Raw genomic sequence first — 17,722 nt, 5'->3', positions numbered from 1 at the left:
GGTAAGCCGATATACCAAAGGCCTGTTGTCACCTCCTTCGTTATCAGTTTGCAATTAAAAAGCCAACAACATCGAAACGTTATCCATAAAATCCAAAACAAAGCAGTATACGAATGGAATCGAAAAATATAGCTATCACACGCAAAGCCTATTTGGTTTATTTAAAAATCATCAATTTTCTATTTCGTCGGTACCTGAAGTACAAAAGCAAGATAGCTGCTAAGCCACCACTTGAAATACTCGTTTCTAAACAAAAAGGCTGGCAAAAGTCGCTTCAGACGGGCTTTGCCAATACTCAACATAAAGTCACTTATGCAGAGTTTAGTGTTGATAATATTGGCAACTTCGATCTGGTTATTCCGCTCAATTTGGACGACAGTTATTTTTTGAATCAGCATAGTGACTACATCCAAAACAACCTCATTCCTGTTGCTTCGAGTGAATCGATCGCTTTATGCGATGACAAAATTCGGTTTAATGCGTTTATGTTAGATAATGGTTTTTCGCGCTACATTCCAGCTTTAGACTGTGCCCCTCATCTCCCTTTTATCGTAAAAAAACGAATTGATGTGTTTGGCCATAACTCACATCTTGTTCAAACGGAAGCGGATCGTACTAAGTTTGCTCAACAGATAGCAGATCCAGACTTTTTTACCCAAGCTCTCGTTTTAGGGAATCGAGAATATGCAACGCATATTTATTTTCACCGAGGAAAAATTCAATATTCTTTAAATATTGAATATCTATTCGACAAAGCGCTACCGATCAAGGGTCAAGACAAGGCGCTGACACGAACAGTCTGTCGGAGCCGTTTTTTAACCTTGTTTAGTAAAATTTTGGCCGCTATAGAGTACGAAGGAATTTGTTGTATTAACTATAAAATTGAGAATGGTGAGCCGATGATCCTTGAGATCAACCCAAGAGTGGGGGGCAGTTTTTGCGAATATATTTACGCGCTGGTTGACCGATTGTAGTTTCAAACAACCAACCGCTAGGAGTATCGAATATCACTGAGTGGGATTTAAAAAAATATTTCAACTACCAGGACAGGACTACCGGTAGCTGAATTGGCATTTTACCGAGACTATTTGGTTCTCAATAGGACTTCATTAACTTTGACCAGATTATTGACCAGGACTATTCGCCGCAATCCGAACAAAAGCATTTAAAACACTTTGCCGAGAAATCATTCCAACGAGCACTTCTTTCTCAACAACCGGATACATTCTCACTCCATCTTTAAGAAAGCGTTCTGCAACATCGGTAATATTCTCTGAGGGATGCACAGATTTAATGCCTTTAGTCATGCGGTCAGAAACCAAGTCACCATAGTCTTTGTTGTAGACGGCACTGAGAACCGTATGTAGGCAATCTTTCTCGGATAAGAAGCCTATGACGCGATTATGCTCATCGACCACAGGCGCTCCCGAGAGTCGGTATTCAAGTAAGGTCTGTGCTGCTTCAACGATGTCAACTTCTGGCTTCATCGTGATCATCGCAGAGGTCATATAATCTTTAACTGTTACAGAATTGAGCATACAAACTCCTTAGTTTTTGTCATTATCGATTTTATTATAGGTTATCTCTCACGATATCCGCTAATTGATTCGCCAAAGATTTTACCTCTGATTCGTCTTCACCTTCGACCATAACTCTGATCAGAGGTTCTGTTCCAGACGCCCTGAGCAAAATTCGTCCACGATTGGCGAGTTTTGATTCAGCGTCTTTGACTGCATCCGCCACCGCCAGATTACTCAAAGGATCGGTTTTCTGAGATATTTTTACGTTAACCATTGTTTGTGGCATTTTGGTCATGCCTTGTTTCAGTTCCGCTAAAGATTTATTTTCATGAGCCATAACAGCAAGAACTTGTAGAGCAGAAATAATCCCATCACCGGTGGTGTTTTTCTCTAAACAAATAATGTGCCCCGAGGATTCACCACCAAACTGCCAATTATTTTCTAACAACATTTCCATCACGTAACGATCCCCGACTTTCGCCCGCTTAAATGGGATACCTTCCGCTTCAAAGGCTTTTTCGATACCAAAGTTGGTCATCAAGGTGCCGACTGCGCCCCCTTTTAATGCGCCACGCTGTTTTGCATCTTTCGTAATGATGAATAATAGCTCGTCACCATCGACGATATCGCCATTATGATCCACCATCATAATTCGGTCAGCATCACCATCAAAAGCGAGTCCAATATCAGCCTCATTTTCCTTAACCGCTTTTGCTATTGCCTTGAGACTAGTAGCTCCACATTCCTTGTTGATGTTAAGACCATCTGGCTCATTAAAAATTGGATGAACATCCGCACCAAGCTCTCGGAATACTTTTGGCGCGATCGAGTATGCTGCGCCATTGGCACAGTCAATAACAACCTTTAGGCCGTTAAGGGACAAGCTTGTTGGCACACTCGCTTTACAAAACTCGATATAACGGCCCGCTGCCGTTTTCACCATCTTTGCTTTCCCTAGCCGTTCGGCAGACACGGTTTCCATCGGCTGGTCGAGCATTGCTTCAATCTCTAGCTCGATTTCATCTGGCAGCTTTAACCCTTCTGGTGAAAAAAACTTAATACCATTATCGAGATAAGAATTGTGAGAAGCCGATATCACAATGCCGGCTGCTGCGCGAAAAGTTCTGGTGAGATAAGCGATGCCAGGGGTAGGCATTGGACCGAGAATTTGCACGTTCATACCGGCGGCAATAATTCCTGACTCTAGCGCCGATTCAAACATATACCCCGAAATCCGAGTATCCTTGCCAATAACAATTCGGTCGCCTTCATTCTTCCCTAATACTTTACCGACTGCCCATCCTAGTTTAAGGACAAATTCTGGCGTGATGGGATGATGGCCAACTTGTCCGCGAATTCCATCGGTACCAAAATATTTTCTTTTCGACATCTATGTCTCCTAAATACTTCTATCGTTTTATAATTTCTTACTGACTTGTAGTAAAAAAGCGGTTTAACCTGCGCAGTTATTGTTCTTTCCGACACGCGATAAAAACTTTTCTAACATCGGCGGTTTCGGCGACATCGTGAACTCGAATAATCTTAGCCCCCTGTTGCATCGCCATTAAAGCCACCGCGAGACTTGCCGGCATTCTATCATGAACTTCTCTGCCGGTAATTTGACCCAACATGGATTTTCGAGACATACCAGCTAGAACTGGCACGCCAAGCTGGCTAAATGCCGATAAATGATTAAGTAGCGCTATATTATGCGTCAGGGTTTTACCAAAACCAAACCCGGGGTCAATACTTAATAAACGGCTCGCAATCCCCGCTTTTTCGCAAGCATGAATACGTTCAATTAAAAAATGCCTAACCTCTTCAACCACGTCTGCATATTGGGGGTTAGCCTGCATGGTTCTGGGTTGTCCCTGCATGTGCATTAAACACACTGGAAGTTGGCAGGCAGCAGCCGCCGCGAGAGCGCCGGGCGATTGTAATGCCCTGACATCATTAATCATATCCACCCCAGCATCAGCTGCAGCCAGCATAACTTCCGGCTTACTGGTATCGACTGAAACCCGAGCGCCTAAGGACTTGACCCTCTCAATCAGCGGGACGACTCGCTCAATTTCTTCTGCAACAGCCACCTCAGCCGCTCCAGGCCGGGTTGATTCGCCACCAATATCAATGATATCAGCGCCTTCGGCTAACATATATTCAGCATGCGCCAATGCCTTATCGAACTGGTTGTACTTAGCACCATCTGAAAACGAATCCGGGGTCACATTTAATATCCCCATGATTAACGGAATTTCAGCGTTATAAATCGAGTGAGTTTTAAACAAAATAGCGGTTCTTTGTTGTTTTTGTCTTTTTTATCAAGCGGGTCACTGCTTGATCACGTTACCGCCTAATTATGTCAAAATAATGCCAGAGGTAACACCGTTTATTGCTTGAATAGCGATCCTGATCATGCAACAGCCAAGCACTAGCGTTAACTTACTGACCGACCTTTAAAGTCTTGATATACTTGCTTCTAATTGCAGTTACTCAGTTGAAAAAATAGACATGTCAGAGTCTACCCCGGAAAACGAAACAACCACTCATTTTGGCTACCAAAATGTCCCTGTCGCCGACAAACAAAAACGAGTGGCAGATGTATTCCATTCGGTTGCCCAAAAATACGACATTATGAACGATATCATGTCCGGCGGAATTCACCGCTTGTGGAAGCGCTATACCATCGACATGAGCGGTGCCAGAGCCGGCCATACAATCCTCGACCTCGCGGGTGGCACAGGGGATCTTACGGCCATGTTCTCAAAACGGGTGGGGAAGACCGGAAAGGTGTTTTTGGCCGATATTAATGAATCGATGCTCAAAGTCGGCCGCGATAGAATGATCGACCGCGGTTTAGTTAATAATATCGAATATGCTCAAGTAAACGCTGAGAGTCTCCCTTTTGCAAACAACACCTTTGATTGCGTCACCATTGCATTTGGTCTGCGCAATGTAACCGATAAACAGAAAGCGCTTGAATCAATGTTCAGAGTAATTAAACCCGGCGGCCGATTATTAGTACTAGAATTTTCAAAGCCCGTATTTCCTTGGCTAAGCAAGATATATGATCAATATTCGTTTAGTCTTTTACCCAAATTTGGCGAGTGGGTAACGGGCGATGCCGATAGCTACCAATACCTTGCAGAGTCAATCAGAATGCACCCCGATCAAGAAACCTTGAAGGATATGTTCAATACCGCCGGTTTCGAAGACTGCGAATATCATAATCTCACTGGAGGTATTGTCGCCCTCCATCGTGGTTTTAAGTATTAACCCAACCTGGACCACAGCGATCAATTATGCAAGCACTAGAAGGATTGATACGAGAGACCTCGTGCGCTGCGATTGAGCAAGCAGGCAACCGTCTGCTGAGCCTTGATCCCGAAGCACAATCTAAACTCGAATCATTTGCTGACAAAGTCATCCATATTCGTATCGAAGACTTCCAACTCGATTATTATTTCCTTTTCCCAGGTGGATCGCTTGTTGTGCTGCCAAAAAGTGATCGCGAGCCCTCTGCATCAATTCAAGGCAAAATGAGTGCCTTCATTGGTTCAATCAACGCAGAAAACTCAGGCGACTCGATATTCAAAGGTGACTTACACTTTAGCGGTGAAATTAATGTTGCACGGCAATTTCAGTCATTAACACAGTCTTTAAAAATCGACTGGCAAGAACCTATCAGCCAAGTTTTTGGTGATGTCGTCGGCCACAACATAAGCCAAGGTATCAAACATATCGGTGGATTTCTTGAAGGATTTATCGGCAACCTAAAACAAGATGTGCCGGAATATTTGAGAGAAGAAATCCAAGTAACCCCGTCAAAGTTAGAGCTTGATAATTTTTATGAGTCCATTGATACATTGAGAAGCCAGACTGATCGACTAGAAGCGCGCATACAGAGGTTAAAGACTGATGACTAGCTTACTGACTTTACGTCGCGCGTTCGTTATTAATCGAATTTTGGTTAGGCACGGCCTTGAAGAGTTTTTAGCCCCGACTCCACTGTCCAAAATCACTCGGCTGCTAAAACTATTTGCATTATCCAGCAACAACCATAAATCTCTAAACCGGGGTGAAAGGCTCAACCAAGCTTTGACTGAGCTTGGCCCTATTTTCGTTAAGCTGGGTCAGATGCTCTCAACTCGCCGCGACTTGTTGCCTCCAGATATTGCTGACGAACTAGCTAAACTGCAAGATAAGGTGACGCCATTTACTTCCGAAGTCGCAGTTGCGACCGTCGAAAAGCAGTTAGGGTGCCCTATCGGCGAGATATTCAGCCATTTTGACCCTACTCCGATGGCTTCTGCGTCGGTCGCACAAGTGCATAGCGCGACCCTGCTCAATGGCGACGAAGTCGTCGTTAAAATCATTCGCCCCGGCATCACTCGCAAAATAAAGGCCGATTTAAAACTTTTGCACTTATTGGCCGGTTGGTTTGAAAAATACTCAAGCACCGGCAGACGTTTGCACGCAAAAACCGTTATCAAAGACTATGAAGCCACGCTCTTTAACGAATTAGACCTTAGAATCGAAGCGGCGAACACTAGCCAACTTCGTCATAACTTTGAAAATAATCGGATTTTGTATGTGCCAAGCGTATATTGGGACTTGTGCCGTGAACGCGTCATGGTCCAAGAAAAAATCTATGGTATTCCGATCGGTGATGTAGAAGCCCTCAAAGCAGCTAATGTCGATATGCGGCTTCTCGCTCACAGAGGCGTAGAAATTTTCTTTACGCAAGTATTCAAACATAGTTACTTTCATGCGGATATGCACCCGGGAAATATCTTTGTTGATGTTTCAAACCCCGCCGATCCAACCTATATCGGTATTGATTGCGGCATCATGGGTACACTGAATGAATCAGACAAACGCTATCTTGGTGAAAACTTTATCGCTTTTTTTAATCGAGATTATCGTCGAGTCGCTGAGCTTCATATAAAATCTGGTTGGATAGCACCGCATTTTTCTGCAGAAGAGTTTGAAACTGCGATTCGTACCGCCTGTGAGCCCATATTTGGCAAATCCCTCGATGAAATTTCTTTCGGCCACTTTATGATTCAACTGTTTCAGACCGCACGTCGATTTGAAATGGAGGTCCAGCCTCAACTCGTTTTACTCCAAAAAACACTTTTATATATCGAGGGACTCGGCAGACAGTTATATCCCCAACTAGATTTGTGGGAAACCGCGCAACCTTTCCTTAATGAATGGGTGGCGATGACTTATGGCCCGCGGGCTATCTTTAAGAAAATTAAAAACAAATTTCCGGAATGGTTAGAGCAGCTGCCAGATATGCCAGAAAAAGTTGCAACTCTCCTAGAACATTCCATTCAACAAGAAGAAAAACAGAGTGAGCTGGTTAAATCGATAGAAGTCTTAAAAGATTCACAAAACAAGAGCTCTGGCCGATTAAAATGGGCGCTGCTCGGCTTAGCCCTGGTTTTAGTCAGCTTGCTCGATCAGCCCATTTGGCTAGCGAGCGATGGTATCAAGCAAATCTTGCTCAGCTTGTCATTAGCAAGTTTTGTGGTATCTTTCAGGGCCTAGACCCGATATCCGGTGTGAAGAGAGAATCTATGAACGATTGTTTATTTTGTAAGATAGATAAGGGAGAAATTCCTTCAGAAAAGGTTTACGAGGACGATGATGTCTTTGTGATCCGTGATATCGCCCCAAAAGCCCCGGTCCACTTACTGGTGATTCCTCATAAACATATCGCTAGTTTAAATGATTTGTTACCAGAAGATGAGGCATTGATGGGCAGAATAATGCTATTGTTGCCAAAACTTGCGAAAGCGCACGGTTTAACAGCTGGGTTCAGGACAATAATAAACACAGAGAAAGGCGGCGGTCAGGAGATATTCCATATTCACTTCCATCTACTTGGTGGTGGCCCGTTACCTTTTGCATAATGATAAAATTTACTTAGAGAGATTACAGTTATGGCTGGTATTAGTATTTGGCAGTTACTTATAATTTTAGTTATCGTCATTTTGTTGTTCGGTACTAAGCGCTTAAAAAACATCGGCTCAGACCTCGGTGGAGCTTTTAAAGGCTTTAAAAAAGCGGTCAATGATGGTCAAGAAAGCACTAAAGACTCTATCGAAAATAAAGAAAAAGACTCGGTTATAGAAGGGGAAGTGGTTTCTGATAAAGAAAAAGAAAAAACAAAAGCAGAATAGCCTGATTATCCGCATCGACTTTAGTGATTGATTATGAGTTTCTGGGAACTATTTGTTGTCGGCGTTATCGCCTTGATCGTGCTTGGGCCAGAGCGACTCCCCAAGGCTGCGCGTACAGTCGGACTTTGGGTTGGTAAAGCCAAGCAAGGTTTTAACTCAATTAAAAATGAAATCGATCGTGAACTAAAAGTTCAAGAGTTACAGCAGCAACTCCAAGAACAAAAACAAAACCTTGAGAGTCAACTAGGTGTTGATGAAATCAAAGAAACCATTAATGACTCACAACAAAGTATTAACAATGTTTCCGAAAACTTATCGAACCCTTTGAAAAATATCGGCGCCATCGAAGAACCAGCGCAATCATTAAAAGACACACCAAACAATAAAGACAATGACCCAACCGCCCAATAATCTTGATCACGATGATAGCTTTGAGCAAGAAGAAAGCCTTGATCAAAACAATTCGCATGCAGACATGCCACTCCTGTCTCACCTGTTAGAGTTGCGGGATAGACTTTTACGTTCAGTGCTTTCAATCTTAATCGTCTTTGTTGCTATGGTCTATTGGGCCAATGATATCTATCTGTTCATTGCTGACCCATTGATACAGCGCCTTCCAGAAAATGCTTCAATGGTAGCTATTGATATCGTGGCTCCTTTTCTGACACCCTTTAAAACCACAGCTTATGTCGCAGTTTTCGTCGCGATGCCTTATATCTTGCATCAAATATGGGCATTTGTGTCTCCCGGGCTTTATCGCCACGAAAAGAAGTTTGCTTACCCTTTACTCTTCTCAAGTATTCTACTCTTTTATGCTGGGCTAGCGTTCGCCTACTTTGTCGTGTTCCCGCTCGCTTGGGATTTTTTAACTGCAGTCGGCCCAGAAGGAATCGACCTGTCGCCCGATATCAGCAGTTATCTGAGCATTGTATTAAAGCTGTTTTTTGCCTTTGGCCTCGCATTCGAAATACCTGTCGCGACAGTATTGCTGGTATGGTCGGGCTTAACTACGGTAGATAGTCTGAGAGAAAAGCGCCCTTATGTGGTAGTTGGCGCGTTTGTCATTGGTATGCTGTTGACGCCACCGGATGTCATTTCACAAACACTGCTCGCTATTCCAATGTTGATATTGTTTGAATTTGGAATATTTTTTGCCAAGTTTAGTACTCAAAATAAAGATGCTAAGAAAACCGAACAAGCTTAAGAGGACACGACTGATGAAGCTGATACCAATGCTATTATTGACAGCATTTACTGCTCCGGCGATGGCTAATGTCAATCAGCAACTTACCCAATGTCTAAACATAAAAGAAGACACCGCGCGCCTAGAATGTTACGACGCGATCGCCAAAGCGCAAGTCACCGACAACCAAGGCGAACCAGTTATTCTTCTAACCGAGAAGATTTCTGAAGCAGTCTCACAATCGCCAAACACGGCGAATGTATCGGCAGCTCCTCAAAATGTAAACGCAGTATCTACGAGTGATTCGCCAACAGCCCCTTCAGTCACTCCTAAACCGTCTCAAGAGGCAACAAAGCAAATCACCGCAAGCCAAGAAGATTTATTTGGAAAAACCGTTTCTGAAATCCACCAGTTGAGAACGATTCGTTCGACTATTGTTGGTCAATTCAAAGGGTGGAAAAAAGGCGCGATAATTACCTTAGATAATGGTCAAAAGTGGAAAGTTGTCAGTAACTCCAGAGGTTACGTCAATTTAAGTAACCCCAAAGTCGTAATCGAGAAAGGGGGCTTTGGCGACTACAAAATTAAAGCAGAAGGCCTAAATGCACAGGCAAAAGTCAAACGGGTAAAATAATCCAGGAGCAGGTCATATGAGCTGGGAGCAATTATTCGCTGAGATTCTCAATAGCTTTTTTATGCCGCCCGGAATTAACCTTATTCTGATACTCACCGGCTGGATACTCTTAAAGCGTTATCGTAAAACCGCCGTGTCATTGTTTTCACTTTCGCTAATCACACTTTATATTTTCAGCTTACCAATAGTTGCAGACAGCCTAATCCAACGCATCGAATCAACCAGTGCTTTAACAACACAACAAATCAAACAAATTAGTCAATCGGATATCAGTAACAAAGCGATTGTCGTATTATCAGGCGGGCGAGTTGCCGCGGCCCCCGAATATGACAAAATTGATATCGTTAATCCTGCCACTTTGCAAAGAATCCACTTCGCGAGTTGGTTGCAAAAGCGAACCCAACTCCCTGTATTATTATCAGGTGGTAGCAGCTCTAATGAAGCAACAGCCGAATCAGTTCTAATGAATCAATTAATGGCGGCAAGCTTTGGCAACCAACCACGTTGGATAGAGTCTGAAAGCAAAAATACCGGACAAAGCGCCGAATACTCAGCAAATATTTTAAAGAAAAACGATATCGACGAAGTTATATTAGTCACTCACGCTTGGCATATGCCAAAAGCGTCCAAAGCTTTCGAGTCAAACGGGTTGAAAGTTGTCGAGGCGCCAACCGCCTTCCTAAGTGGGCAGATCCTCAGCGATAACTGGCGAGACTATTTCCCGAGCGCGGATGCGCTCGCACAAAGCAACAAAGCCTTTTTCGAAATGTTTGTCTCACTGTGGCTCGAACTCCGCTACTAAGAATTCATACGCTTCAGCATTTGGCGTGAGTCGAAAGTTTCGTTAAACTTCGCATAATTCCACAGAGTAAGAAACAATAAACATGTCCGAAATCAAAAATGCCTTCATCAAGATGGCAATCAACAAGCAAGCCTTGCAATTTGGTGAATTCACCCTGAAATCAGGACGCATCAGTCCCTATTTCTTTAACGCGGGCTATTTCAATCAGGGCAACGATTTAGCAACACTCGGAGATTGCTACGCTCAAACACTGGTTGACGCCGGGGCCGACTTTGATATGGTTTTTGGTCCAGCGTACAAGGGTATTCCATTGGCAACGGTCACCGCAGCATCGTTATCAAGCAATCACCAAATCAATGTGGGGTTTTGTTTCAACCGTAAAGAGGCCAAATCTCACGGCGAAGGCGGGAATTTGGTCGGCGCCCCACTCGCAGGAAAAGTTTTAATTGTTGATGATGTTATTACTGCTGGGACCGCAATCCGCGAATCAATTGAAATAATCCAAGAGGCAGGCGCTACACCAGCAGGTGTGTTGATAGCGCTTGACCGCCAAGAAAAAGGCCAAGGTGAACTCTCTGCTATCCAAGAAGTCGAAAGAGAATACAAATTACCAGTTTATGCTATTATCACTTTGAATGACCTCCAGCAGTATATTGCTGAAGACAAAACGCTATCAAAATTTTCCAAACTTATGACGGATTACCGGCAAAGTTATGGAATTTCAGCTTAAATTCAGGTTAATTTATCGATAATTTCGGTTATTAAGCAATTTTTTGCTATGATGTGTCTATGAAAATATTCAATAAAATCATTATCTTAATTATTATTTCCCTAGTTGCAACGGGGTTAGAAGCGAAACAATTTTACCGATTTAAAAATGCGGAAGGACGGGTCGTTGTCAAAGATCAGCTCACCAACGACATGATCGCTTCTGGTTATGATGTCATTAATGCTAATGGCAAACTTATAAAACGGGTCGGCCCTGGCAAAACCTTGTTGCAAGAAGAGGAAGAGCGTCTCAAAGCGCTTGAAAAGAAAAAAGAAGAATATGCTTTGAAGCAACAAATTCGCTCCGACGCTGATCTACTCCGTCAATTTAGCTCAGTGGGCGACATCATTCGAAATCGTGACGCCCAGCTACTGGCGCTTGAGCAACGAATTCGCATTCAAGGAAGTAAGTCAGACTTGCTCAAATTACAGTTAGAAGATCAACAACGCCAAGCAGCGACTCATGAACGCTTGGGGCAAAAAATTCCAAAAGTGCTCAGCCGTGACATCGAAGATACTCAAGAGCAGATCCTCGGTACAACCAAAAACTCACAGCTACTAGAAGCAGAAAAAGTTAAAGTCGCGCAACGCTACGAAAGAGATATTGTTAGATACAAAGAGCTCGAGTCACTGCGTATGACGCTCAAAAAAGAACAGGCCGATAATGACGGCTCTCGAGCAATTACCTTTGACTGTCCTGACTTAAACGTCTGCCAAAAAGCATGGCAACTTGCTCAAGTTTATGCCAAAGATAACGCATCAGGGCAGATAGAAATTATCACCAACACCTTAATACTGACCAGCAAGCCAGAGAAAGATACTGATGTGGCTTTGTCATTCTCAAGGATACCGGCTCCTAAAAACAAAAACCAAATTGTGCTAGAAGTGAGCTGTGCTGATAGTGATATTGGTGCCGACTTATGTCGCAGCGATGTCGCCAAAAACTTGCGCAAAAACTATTTGTCATTTTTGAAACGTCGGCTAGACTAGCCGGCGCACTTCCACTGAGCGCATTCCAACCTACTATTCAATGGTTTCGTGCGATTAACAAACCATTGGGCGCGACTAACTCATTTCGTGTCTCGACTCAACAGCACCACTAACGGGTTAGAATCATTACACTAAACTAGCCAGTCCTTGATTAACAATTCGCCATTGCGTATCCCAACTAGCAGTCGGGTCAATCTTAAAGTTAGAGCGAACAAACTGCTGAACTCTTCCTTCTATAAGCGAAGTGACCAGTTTAGCCATTGCAGCCGAATCAACTGTTGACTGCCCATCCTGAACCGCTTGGTTACGTAACACCTGTTTAATCTGAAGCTCCAAGCGGTCAAACAGTTGAGAAACACGATCCTTCAAGCGTTCAGTTTCACCCAGTAAAACTTCTCCAGTTAATAGTCGACTTATTCCCGCATTCCGCTGACTAAAATTTAACACCAACAAAGCAATCAAATTACATTTTTCTAAGCTAGATTGATCGCTGCTACTGATATTGTTGACTCTTGAAAAAATACTTTCTTCACAAAAATCTAGTAACGATTCATACATTCTCGCTTTGCTTGGAAAGTGACGATACAAAGCAGCTTCCGAAACCCCAACTTCTTTCGCTAGACGTGCTGTTGTTATTCTCGCGGATAAGTCAGTCTCTAACATATGAGCGAGACTTTGCAAAATATCTTGTTTTCTACTGTTTTTTTTGTCGACCACGGCAGCCTCCTAAAAGTCTAAATTGAGGCTGCTATCAACCATCATCAACTGCTGTTTAAAAATCTTCTTAATCCGCTCGATAACTTGTGGCGAGTCTCCCTCGAAGCGAATAACTAGATTGGGAGTCGTATTCGACGCTCGCACTAACCCCCATCCATCAGCATACTCCACTCGAACACCGTCGATATCAATCATCTTGCCTTCACCAAACGCACCCTGCATTGATAATCGCTTGATAAAGTCAAACTTGCGTTCGTCTGCAATATGAACATTGATTTCAGGCGTTACTTCGCTAATTGGGAAAGCTCTGAATATCTCGGCTGATTTACGAGTGTCAGCAGCGAGTACTTCCAACAATCTTGCGGCGGTATAAAGTGCATCGTCAAATCCATACCAACGCTCTTTGAAGAATATATGTCCACTACATTCTCCAGCGAGAAGCGCACCGGTTTCTCGCATTTTTGCTTTTACCAACGAATGTCCAGTTTTCCACATAATCGGGTGGCCGCCATTGGCAGAAATGACTTTCGCTAAATGTTTAGAACACTTCACATCATAAATAATGTCGGCCCCTGGATTGCGTGACAATACATCTACCGAATACAACATCATCTGGCGATCAGGCCAAATGATATTGCCCTCTGAATCAATTACGCCCAAGCGGTCGCCGTCTCCGTCGAAAGCGAGTCCGATATCGGCTTCCTCAGATTTCACTAATTCGATTAACTCGATGAGGTTCTCTGGTTTACTGGGATCCGGGTGATGGTTAGGGAAATTACCATCGACCTTGCAATACAATCCAATGACTTCGCATCCGAGCGCTTGAAGTAATTGCGGCGCAATTTTTCCTGCTACGCCATTTCCACAATCTACAGCGACTTTAAGCGGTTGAGCTAGCGCAACATCACCAGTTACCTGACTAATATAGTCTTGAGTTACCGAAGTCGATTCACTGCTTCCCGAACCTTTTACCAGGTCTCCAGTCTCAATACGCTTTCTCAATGCTTGGATTTCTTCGCCTGACAAGGTACGTCCTGCGATAACAATTTTAAGTCCGTTATAATCTTTCGGATTATGGCTACCGGTCAGCATTACCCCACTGCTTGCATCAAGGTAATTTGTTGCGAAATACAATAATGGCGTTGGCACTTCACCGATATCAATAACGTCGCGACCAGACTCTACGAGTCCTTGCTTTAAAGCTTCAAGCAAATCTGGACCTGATAGTCTCCCGTCTCGGGCGATAACAACTCTTTGCTCACCGCGCTCAAAAGCCTCACTACCGATAGCTCGACCTAAATCTTTAACAACTTCAGCGTTTAAAGTATCCCCAACTATGCCGCGAATGTCATATTCTCTAAATATCGTCGGTGAAATCGAAGATGTCTGCGAAGAACTATTGTCAATCAGCTCTAAGGCTTCGTCATTTCCTGAAGACAAGGCTTCAATTAACGAGCCTGGTTTGGTTTCAGCGACTTTTTCTGGTCCTTTGCTAGCAGTGCTTTCGGTTGCTGTTAACTGCAATGAAAAGCCCTCTCTCACCAACGTTTGAGCCATATCTTGAAATACCTGCAAATCGTACTCGTTAACCACCAAAGGTTTGTTTTCTTTCTTACTATCGAGTAACCATTTCACAAGGTTTGATGCATCACTTCTCACTTTGGTCTGTAAACTTCTCAGTCCAAAAAAGCCGCCTATACCCACTAACGACATGACAAGCGTTAAACCGCCAAAAAAGATCAACAACTCATCCCGTGAGCTAAATTTATCAGGATCTGCTGGCCAGTAAGCAATTCGCCATTGCGTGTTAGGGACATTAGCAATGCCTAAGGGCTCACCAACTTTGTAAGTTGCGCTCCCAATTGAGACTATCGAGCGGTTTTGATTCGCGAAATTTTGTAAAAATTCATAGTAACCTGGCACCAGACGTTCTGGCGGCAATGCTTTCTCAAAAATGGCATAGTCAACACCAATCAGGGCGACTTTCGATGTGCCAACAACTTTAAAAATTACCGCAACATGCTGACTCTTTTCCCCAGAGTTAATTGCCTCCGGTAAAATCGTTTCAGCATTCTTCAACTGCCGTATCAATTGCAAAGTTACATTGGTGATCACTGGCGTAGAGTTCGGATCAACATCATGAACACCAGAATCAAGAATTCTTACCCCAACAACATCATTGAGTCGACTTTTTAGATTTTCTTCAATAACTGCAAACTGTTCGGGAGTTCCAGTTCTCAATACATGTTTGGTTGCAGGGTCATTTAAAACCGATTGAGCAGTAAGACTAATTCCATTCAGACGGCTAAGAACCAGTTCCATATATGAAGTCATAGTCACATTGACAAAAGTTCTGTTTTTATCATCAGCCGGAGCAATTACCACCAAATAATATTGAATAATCGCGACGAAAATGATCGTTAGCACGCACAAAACTAAGTAAGGCAGTGAATAGCTTAGCAACGTTTTTACTGGCGCACTTTTTTTCGCTTTTAACTTTTGTTTTTCTTTATCTTTATTGATCTTCACCTTTGGTCTCCAAACCTATTTATTCCCGTCTTTTGATCTAATAAGACTGTTTTATTCAGACCGCCAACCGATTAATTTAAATCAATACAACGAATCGAATGGTTCAACGATTTGAATCTAAACCGTGTTCTAACTACGCTGTTTAAGATGCTCGCCAATTTCCTGCATTATGTCAGCGGCTAATGCATCTTTAGTGGCAATATCTAATAATTTTTCTTGTCCATCGCGGTAAAGTAACAACAATTGGTTGTTATCACTATTAAACCCCAACCCTTGTTGGCTAATATCATTAGCGCAAATTAAATCAAGCTTCTTTTTTTGCAGCTTTTTTAATGCAAACTCTTTGAGGGATTGGCTTTCTGCAGCAAACCCAACAACAAATCTTGTCGCTTGTTGTTCTCCAACCCAAGCCAGGATATCTGGATTTCGCTTTAGCTTCAGCGTCATCTCATCATCATTCTTTTTGATTTTTTGTGACGCGACTTCTACAGGTGTGTAGTCGGCAACCGCGGCACACCCGATAAAAACATCAACATCTGCAATATTGGACTTAACATAGTCAAACATCTGTTTTGCGCTGGTCACTCGGACAGTAGTCACACCGTGCGGGTCGCGCAAACTGACAGGCCCTGATACTAATCTCACTTCGGCACCTTCCAACTGTGCAGCTCGAGCTAACGCGTACCCCATTTTTCCAGAACTATGATTTGAAATGTAACGAACCGGATCGATTGCCTCTACTGTTGGCCCTGCAGTAATCATAACCACTTTATTTTGCAGTTTTTTTTCACACTCAGCTAAAGCGTATAAGCGTTGGGCGATATCAAGAGGTTCCAGCATTCTCCCTGCGCCAACATCACCACAGGCTTGTTCTCCTTCTCCTGGTCCAAGAATCGTCGCACCGGACTTTTCAAGCGCCTTTAAATTATCCTGAGTCGTTTGATTGGCCCACATTTGTTGATTCATCGCTGGTGCAATTAACAGCGGCGCACTCGAGGCTAAAATTACCGTGAGTAATAAATTGTCTGCATCTCCATGTACTATTTTCGCCAGGGTATTGGCGGTCGCAGGTGCGACCAGAATATAATCTGCCCATTTAGCAAGCTCTATATGACCCATTGCAGCTTCCATTTGAGGATCAAATAAATCATCGTGAACAGGATGACCGGATACAGCTTGCAGGGTCATTGGGGTAATAAATTCTTTGGCGCTGCTTGTCATAACGACACGCACTTCAAAATTTCGCTCAGTCAAGCGGCGGACTAAATCAGCGCACTTGTAGGCAGCGATACCTCCAGTTATTCCTAAAACAAGCTTCTTTTTTACAGCGGCAGGCATAGCTATAGAAAACCCTATATCTTAACTCTTAATGTTAAATATCTTATTTTTAGTCGTAAATTTAAACGATTGAAGTGGTTTAATTATTTTAGTACCGGCGTGAATACTCACTTACGCAATGATAGCAGACCTTTTGAGTGATTTCTCAATCTTTTTTCATTGAAACTCCTACAGACAGGCTTCAATTATTCACCCAAAATTCATTCAAATACCCACAAATGATCTGCGCACTCATCCATCACCTAGATCTAACCCAAAATGCGCCGTAAAAAATGAGAAACATCAAAATATATGAACACCGGAACAATAAATCATCTCCCTGAGCAAGATAGACCAAGAGAAAAGCTTTTACTGCGCGGTGCAAAATCGCTCTCTGACTCGGAGTTATTAGCGGTAATTCTAAGATCTGGAATCCAAGGTAAAAACGCCATCGAGATGGCAAGAGACTTGTTAAATGAATTTGGCAGTTTAAGAAAGCTATTCAATGCTGATTTAAACAGCTTCTGCAGGCTTAAGGGAATCGGAGAGGCTAAATATCTGCAGGTTCAAGCTTGTTTAGAGCTTGGCCAGCGATATTTGCATGAGCAAGTCACTGCCGGAGACGTCATCGACAACCCAAGACAAGTAAAAACCTATCTACAGGCCAAGATATGTGGCCGCGTAAATGAGGTGTTTGTCGCCTTATTCCTTGATAATCAACACCAAGTAATCCACTACGATGAACTATTTTTTGGGACAGTCAATGCTTCAAGTGTTCATCCCAGAGTCCTTGTACAACAAGCGCTCACGCATAACGCGTCAGCAATGATAGTTGCCCACAACCACCCTTCGGGAGTAGCTGAGCCATCGGTTTGCGATATCGAAATCACCCAAACAATAAAACAAGCGCTCAAACTAATTGATGTCAGGCTACTCGACCATTTAATCGTTGCAGGAAACCGAGTTATCTCATTAGCTGAACGTGGGAATCTTTGATTTTGCCGTGTTCGGGATAAATTGCCGAGGAATTGGTAATTTTCTGTGCAAAAAGTTGTATTCTGGTCGGGTATT

The 17,722-nt window shown here is 43.2% G+C and carries 19 protein-coding genes; 13 read left to right on the top strand and 6 right to left on the bottom strand.

Features of this window, described 5'->3' with window-relative positions:
• Window positions 1–113: 113 nt before the first annotated feature.
• Window positions 114–974 carry an ATP-grasp domain-containing protein gene (locus tag FLL45_RS06785; protein WP_142941275.1) on the top strand — a complete coding sequence of 287 codons (861 nt, stop codon included), beginning with the start codon at window positions 114–116 and terminating at the stop codon, window positions 972–974.
• A gap of 150 nt (window positions 975–1,124) precedes the next feature.
• Here FLL45_RS06785 and FLL45_RS06780 read toward each other — a convergent pair whose 3' ends face one another.
• From FLL45_RS06780 to folP, 3 genes are all read right to left on the bottom strand, one after another.
• On the bottom strand, window positions 1,125–1,538 hold the full coding sequence (locus FLL45_RS06780; RefSeq protein ID WP_142941274.1) for a CBS domain-containing protein: 414 nt from the start codon (window positions 1,536–1,538) through the stop codon (window positions 1,125–1,127).
• A gap of 34 nt (window positions 1,539–1,572) precedes the next feature.
• Window positions 1,573–2,910, bottom strand: coding sequence for a phosphoglucosamine mutase (gene glmM, locus FLL45_RS06775; protein ID WP_142941273.1), 1,338 nt, complete (start codon window positions 2,908–2,910; stop codon window positions 1,573–1,575).
• A 76-nt stretch (window positions 2,911–2,986) separates the two neighbouring features.
• A complete protein-coding gene (folP, locus tag FLL45_RS06770) occupies window positions 2,987–3,808 on the bottom strand; it encodes a dihydropteroate synthase (protein ID WP_246075796.1) in 822 nt (273 codons plus the stop codon).
• Window positions 3,809–4,031: 223 nt separating this feature from the next.
• On the opposite strand from folP, the gene ubiE reads away from it, so the two are divergent.
• From ubiE to FLL45_RS06715, 11 genes are all read left to right on the top strand, one after another.
• The gene (gene ubiE / locus FLL45_RS06765) at window positions 4,032–4,796 is read left to right on the top strand and encodes a bifunctional demethylmenaquinone methyltransferase/2-methoxy-6-polyprenyl-1,4-benzoquinol methylase UbiE (RefSeq protein ID WP_142941272.1); all 765 of its coding nucleotides are present in this window, start codon (window positions 4,032–4,034) and stop codon (window positions 4,794–4,796) included.
• A gap of 26 nt (window positions 4,797–4,822) precedes the next feature.
• Window positions 4,823–5,446, top strand: coding sequence for a ubiquinone biosynthesis accessory factor UbiJ (locus tag FLL45_RS06760; RefSeq protein WP_142941271.1), 624 nt, complete (start codon window positions 4,823–4,825; stop codon window positions 5,444–5,446).
• Window positions 5,439–7,076 carry a ubiquinone biosynthesis regulatory protein kinase UbiB gene (gene ubiB, locus FLL45_RS06755; protein WP_142941270.1) on the top strand — a complete coding sequence of 546 codons (1,638 nt, stop codon included), beginning with the start codon at window positions 5,439–5,441 and terminating at the stop codon, window positions 7,074–7,076. The genes FLL45_RS06760 and ubiB overlap by 8 nt, the downstream gene beginning before the upstream one ends.
• Window positions 7,077–7,105: 29 nt before the next feature.
• Window positions 7,106–7,441, top strand: a complete 336-nt coding sequence (locus FLL45_RS06750; RefSeq protein ID WP_142941269.1) for a histidine triad nucleotide-binding protein — start codon at window positions 7,106–7,108, stop codon at window positions 7,439–7,441.
• Window positions 7,442–7,471: 30 nt separating this feature from the next.
• A complete protein-coding gene (gene tatA / locus FLL45_RS06745) occupies window positions 7,472–7,711 on the top strand; it encodes a Sec-independent protein translocase subunit TatA (RefSeq protein WP_142941268.1) in 240 nt (79 codons plus the stop codon).
• Between the two features lie 33 nt (window positions 7,712–7,744).
• Window positions 7,745–8,122 carry a Sec-independent protein translocase protein TatB gene (gene tatB, locus FLL45_RS06740; protein WP_142941267.1) on the top strand — a complete coding sequence of 126 codons (378 nt, stop codon included), beginning with the start codon at window positions 7,745–7,747 and terminating at the stop codon, window positions 8,120–8,122.
• Window positions 8,103–8,915, top strand: a complete 813-nt coding sequence (gene tatC, locus FLL45_RS06735; RefSeq protein ID WP_210247136.1) for a twin-arginine translocase subunit TatC — start codon at window positions 8,103–8,105, stop codon at window positions 8,913–8,915. The genes tatB and tatC overlap by 20 nt, the downstream gene beginning before the upstream one ends.
• Before the next feature lie 13 nt (window positions 8,916–8,928).
• Window positions 8,929–9,528, top strand: a complete 600-nt coding sequence (locus tag FLL45_RS06730; protein ID WP_142941266.1) for a hypothetical protein — start codon at window positions 8,929–8,931, stop codon at window positions 9,526–9,528.
• A 16-nt stretch (window positions 9,529–9,544) separates the two neighbouring features.
• Window positions 9,545–10,330: a YdcF family protein gene (locus FLL45_RS06725; RefSeq protein WP_142941265.1), complete on the top strand. Its 786-nt coding sequence runs from the start codon at window positions 9,545–9,547 to the stop codon at window positions 10,328–10,330.
• 82 nt (window positions 10,331–10,412) lie between these two features.
• Window positions 10,413–11,060 carry an orotate phosphoribosyltransferase gene (pyrE, locus tag FLL45_RS06720; RefSeq protein WP_142941264.1) on the top strand — a complete coding sequence of 216 codons (648 nt, stop codon included), beginning with the start codon at window positions 10,413–10,415 and terminating at the stop codon, window positions 11,058–11,060.
• Window positions 11,061–11,119: 59 nt separating this feature from the next.
• The gene (locus FLL45_RS06715) at window positions 11,120–12,088 is read left to right on the top strand and encodes a hypothetical protein (RefSeq protein ID WP_142941263.1); all 969 of its coding nucleotides are present in this window, start codon (window positions 11,120–11,122) and stop codon (window positions 12,086–12,088) included.
• 126 nt (window positions 12,089–12,214) lie between these two features.
• Here FLL45_RS06715 and slmA read toward each other — a convergent pair whose 3' ends face one another.
• From slmA to coaBC, 3 genes are all read right to left on the bottom strand, one after another.
• Entirely contained in the window at window positions 12,215–12,805 is a 591-nt protein-coding gene (gene slmA / locus FLL45_RS06710) for a nucleoid occlusion factor SlmA (protein ID WP_142941262.1), read from the bottom strand.
• A gap of 9 nt (window positions 12,806–12,814) precedes the next feature.
• Window positions 12,815–15,334, bottom strand: coding sequence for a phosphomannomutase/phosphoglucomutase (locus FLL45_RS23090; protein WP_281282196.1), 2,520 nt, complete (start codon window positions 15,332–15,334; stop codon window positions 12,815–12,817).
• 129 nt (window positions 15,335–15,463) lie between these two features.
• A complete protein-coding gene (gene coaBC / locus FLL45_RS06700) occupies window positions 15,464–16,672 on the bottom strand; it encodes a bifunctional phosphopantothenoylcysteine decarboxylase/phosphopantothenate--cysteine ligase CoaBC (protein ID WP_142941261.1) in 1,209 nt (402 codons plus the stop codon).
• Window positions 16,673–16,963: 291 nt separating this feature from the next.
• Here coaBC and radC point away from each other — a divergent pair, with 291 nt between their 5' ends.
• Window positions 16,964–17,647: a RadC family protein gene (radC, locus tag FLL45_RS06695; protein ID WP_142941260.1), complete on the top strand. Its 684-nt coding sequence runs from the start codon at window positions 16,964–16,966 to the stop codon at window positions 17,645–17,647.
• Window positions 17,648–17,722: the final 75 nt, after the last annotated feature.

The sequence above is a fragment of the Aliikangiella marina genome (genome assembly GCF_007004765.1).
In the GTDB taxonomy this organism is placed as follows: Bacteria; Pseudomonadota; Gammaproteobacteria; order Enterobacterales; family Kangiellaceae; genus Aliikangiella; species Aliikangiella marina.
Note: the sequence above shows the minus strand (reverse complement) of the source record. Positions and strands in the feature narration are given on the sequence as shown.

Excerpts from the sequence above, each read along its gene's own strand:
- FLL45_RS06785 (WP_142941275.1), top strand. The coding sequence starts at position 114 with ATGGAATCGAAAAATATAGCTATCACACGCAAAGCCTATTTGGTTTAT.
- FLL45_RS06780 (WP_142941274.1), bottom strand. The coding sequence starts at position 1,538 with ATGCTCAATTCTGTAACAGTTAAAGATTATATGACCTCTGCGATGATC.
- glmM (WP_142941273.1), bottom strand. The coding sequence starts at position 2,910 with ATGTCGAAAAGAAAATATTTTGGTACCGATGGAATTCGCGGACAAGTT.
- ubiE (WP_142941272.1), top strand. The coding sequence starts at position 4,032 with ATGTCAGAGTCTACCCCGGAAAACGAAACAACCACTCATTTTGGCTAC.
- FLL45_RS06760 (WP_142941271.1), top strand. The coding sequence starts at position 4,823 with ATGCAAGCACTAGAAGGATTGATACGAGAGACCTCGTGCGCTGCGATT.
- ubiB (WP_142941270.1), top strand. The coding sequence starts at position 5,439 with ATGACTAGCTTACTGACTTTACGTCGCGCGTTCGTTATTAATCGAATT.
- FLL45_RS06750 (WP_142941269.1), top strand. The coding sequence starts at position 7,106 with ATGAACGATTGTTTATTTTGTAAGATAGATAAGGGAGAAATTCCTTCA.
- tatA (WP_142941268.1), top strand. The coding sequence starts at position 7,472 with ATGGCTGGTATTAGTATTTGGCAGTTACTTATAATTTTAGTTATCGTC.
- tatB (WP_142941267.1), top strand. The coding sequence starts at position 7,745 with ATGAGTTTCTGGGAACTATTTGTTGTCGGCGTTATCGCCTTGATCGTG.
- tatC (WP_210247136.1), top strand. The coding sequence starts at position 8,103 with ATGACCCAACCGCCCAATAATCTTGATCACGATGATAGCTTTGAGCAA.
- FLL45_RS06730 (WP_142941266.1), top strand. The coding sequence starts at position 8,929 with ATGAAGCTGATACCAATGCTATTATTGACAGCATTTACTGCTCCGGCG.
- FLL45_RS06725 (WP_142941265.1), top strand. The coding sequence starts at position 9,545 with ATGAGCTGGGAGCAATTATTCGCTGAGATTCTCAATAGCTTTTTTATG.
- pyrE (WP_142941264.1), top strand. The coding sequence starts at position 10,413 with ATGTCCGAAATCAAAAATGCCTTCATCAAGATGGCAATCAACAAGCAA.
- FLL45_RS06715 (WP_142941263.1), top strand. The coding sequence starts at position 11,120 with ATGAAAATATTCAATAAAATCATTATCTTAATTATTATTTCCCTAGTT.
- coaBC (WP_142941261.1), bottom strand. The coding sequence starts at position 16,672 with ATGCCTGCCGCTGTAAAAAAGAAGCTTGTTTTAGGAATAACTGGAGGT.
- radC (WP_142941260.1), top strand. The coding sequence starts at position 16,964 with ATGAACACCGGAACAATAAATCATCTCCCTGAGCAAGATAGACCAAGA.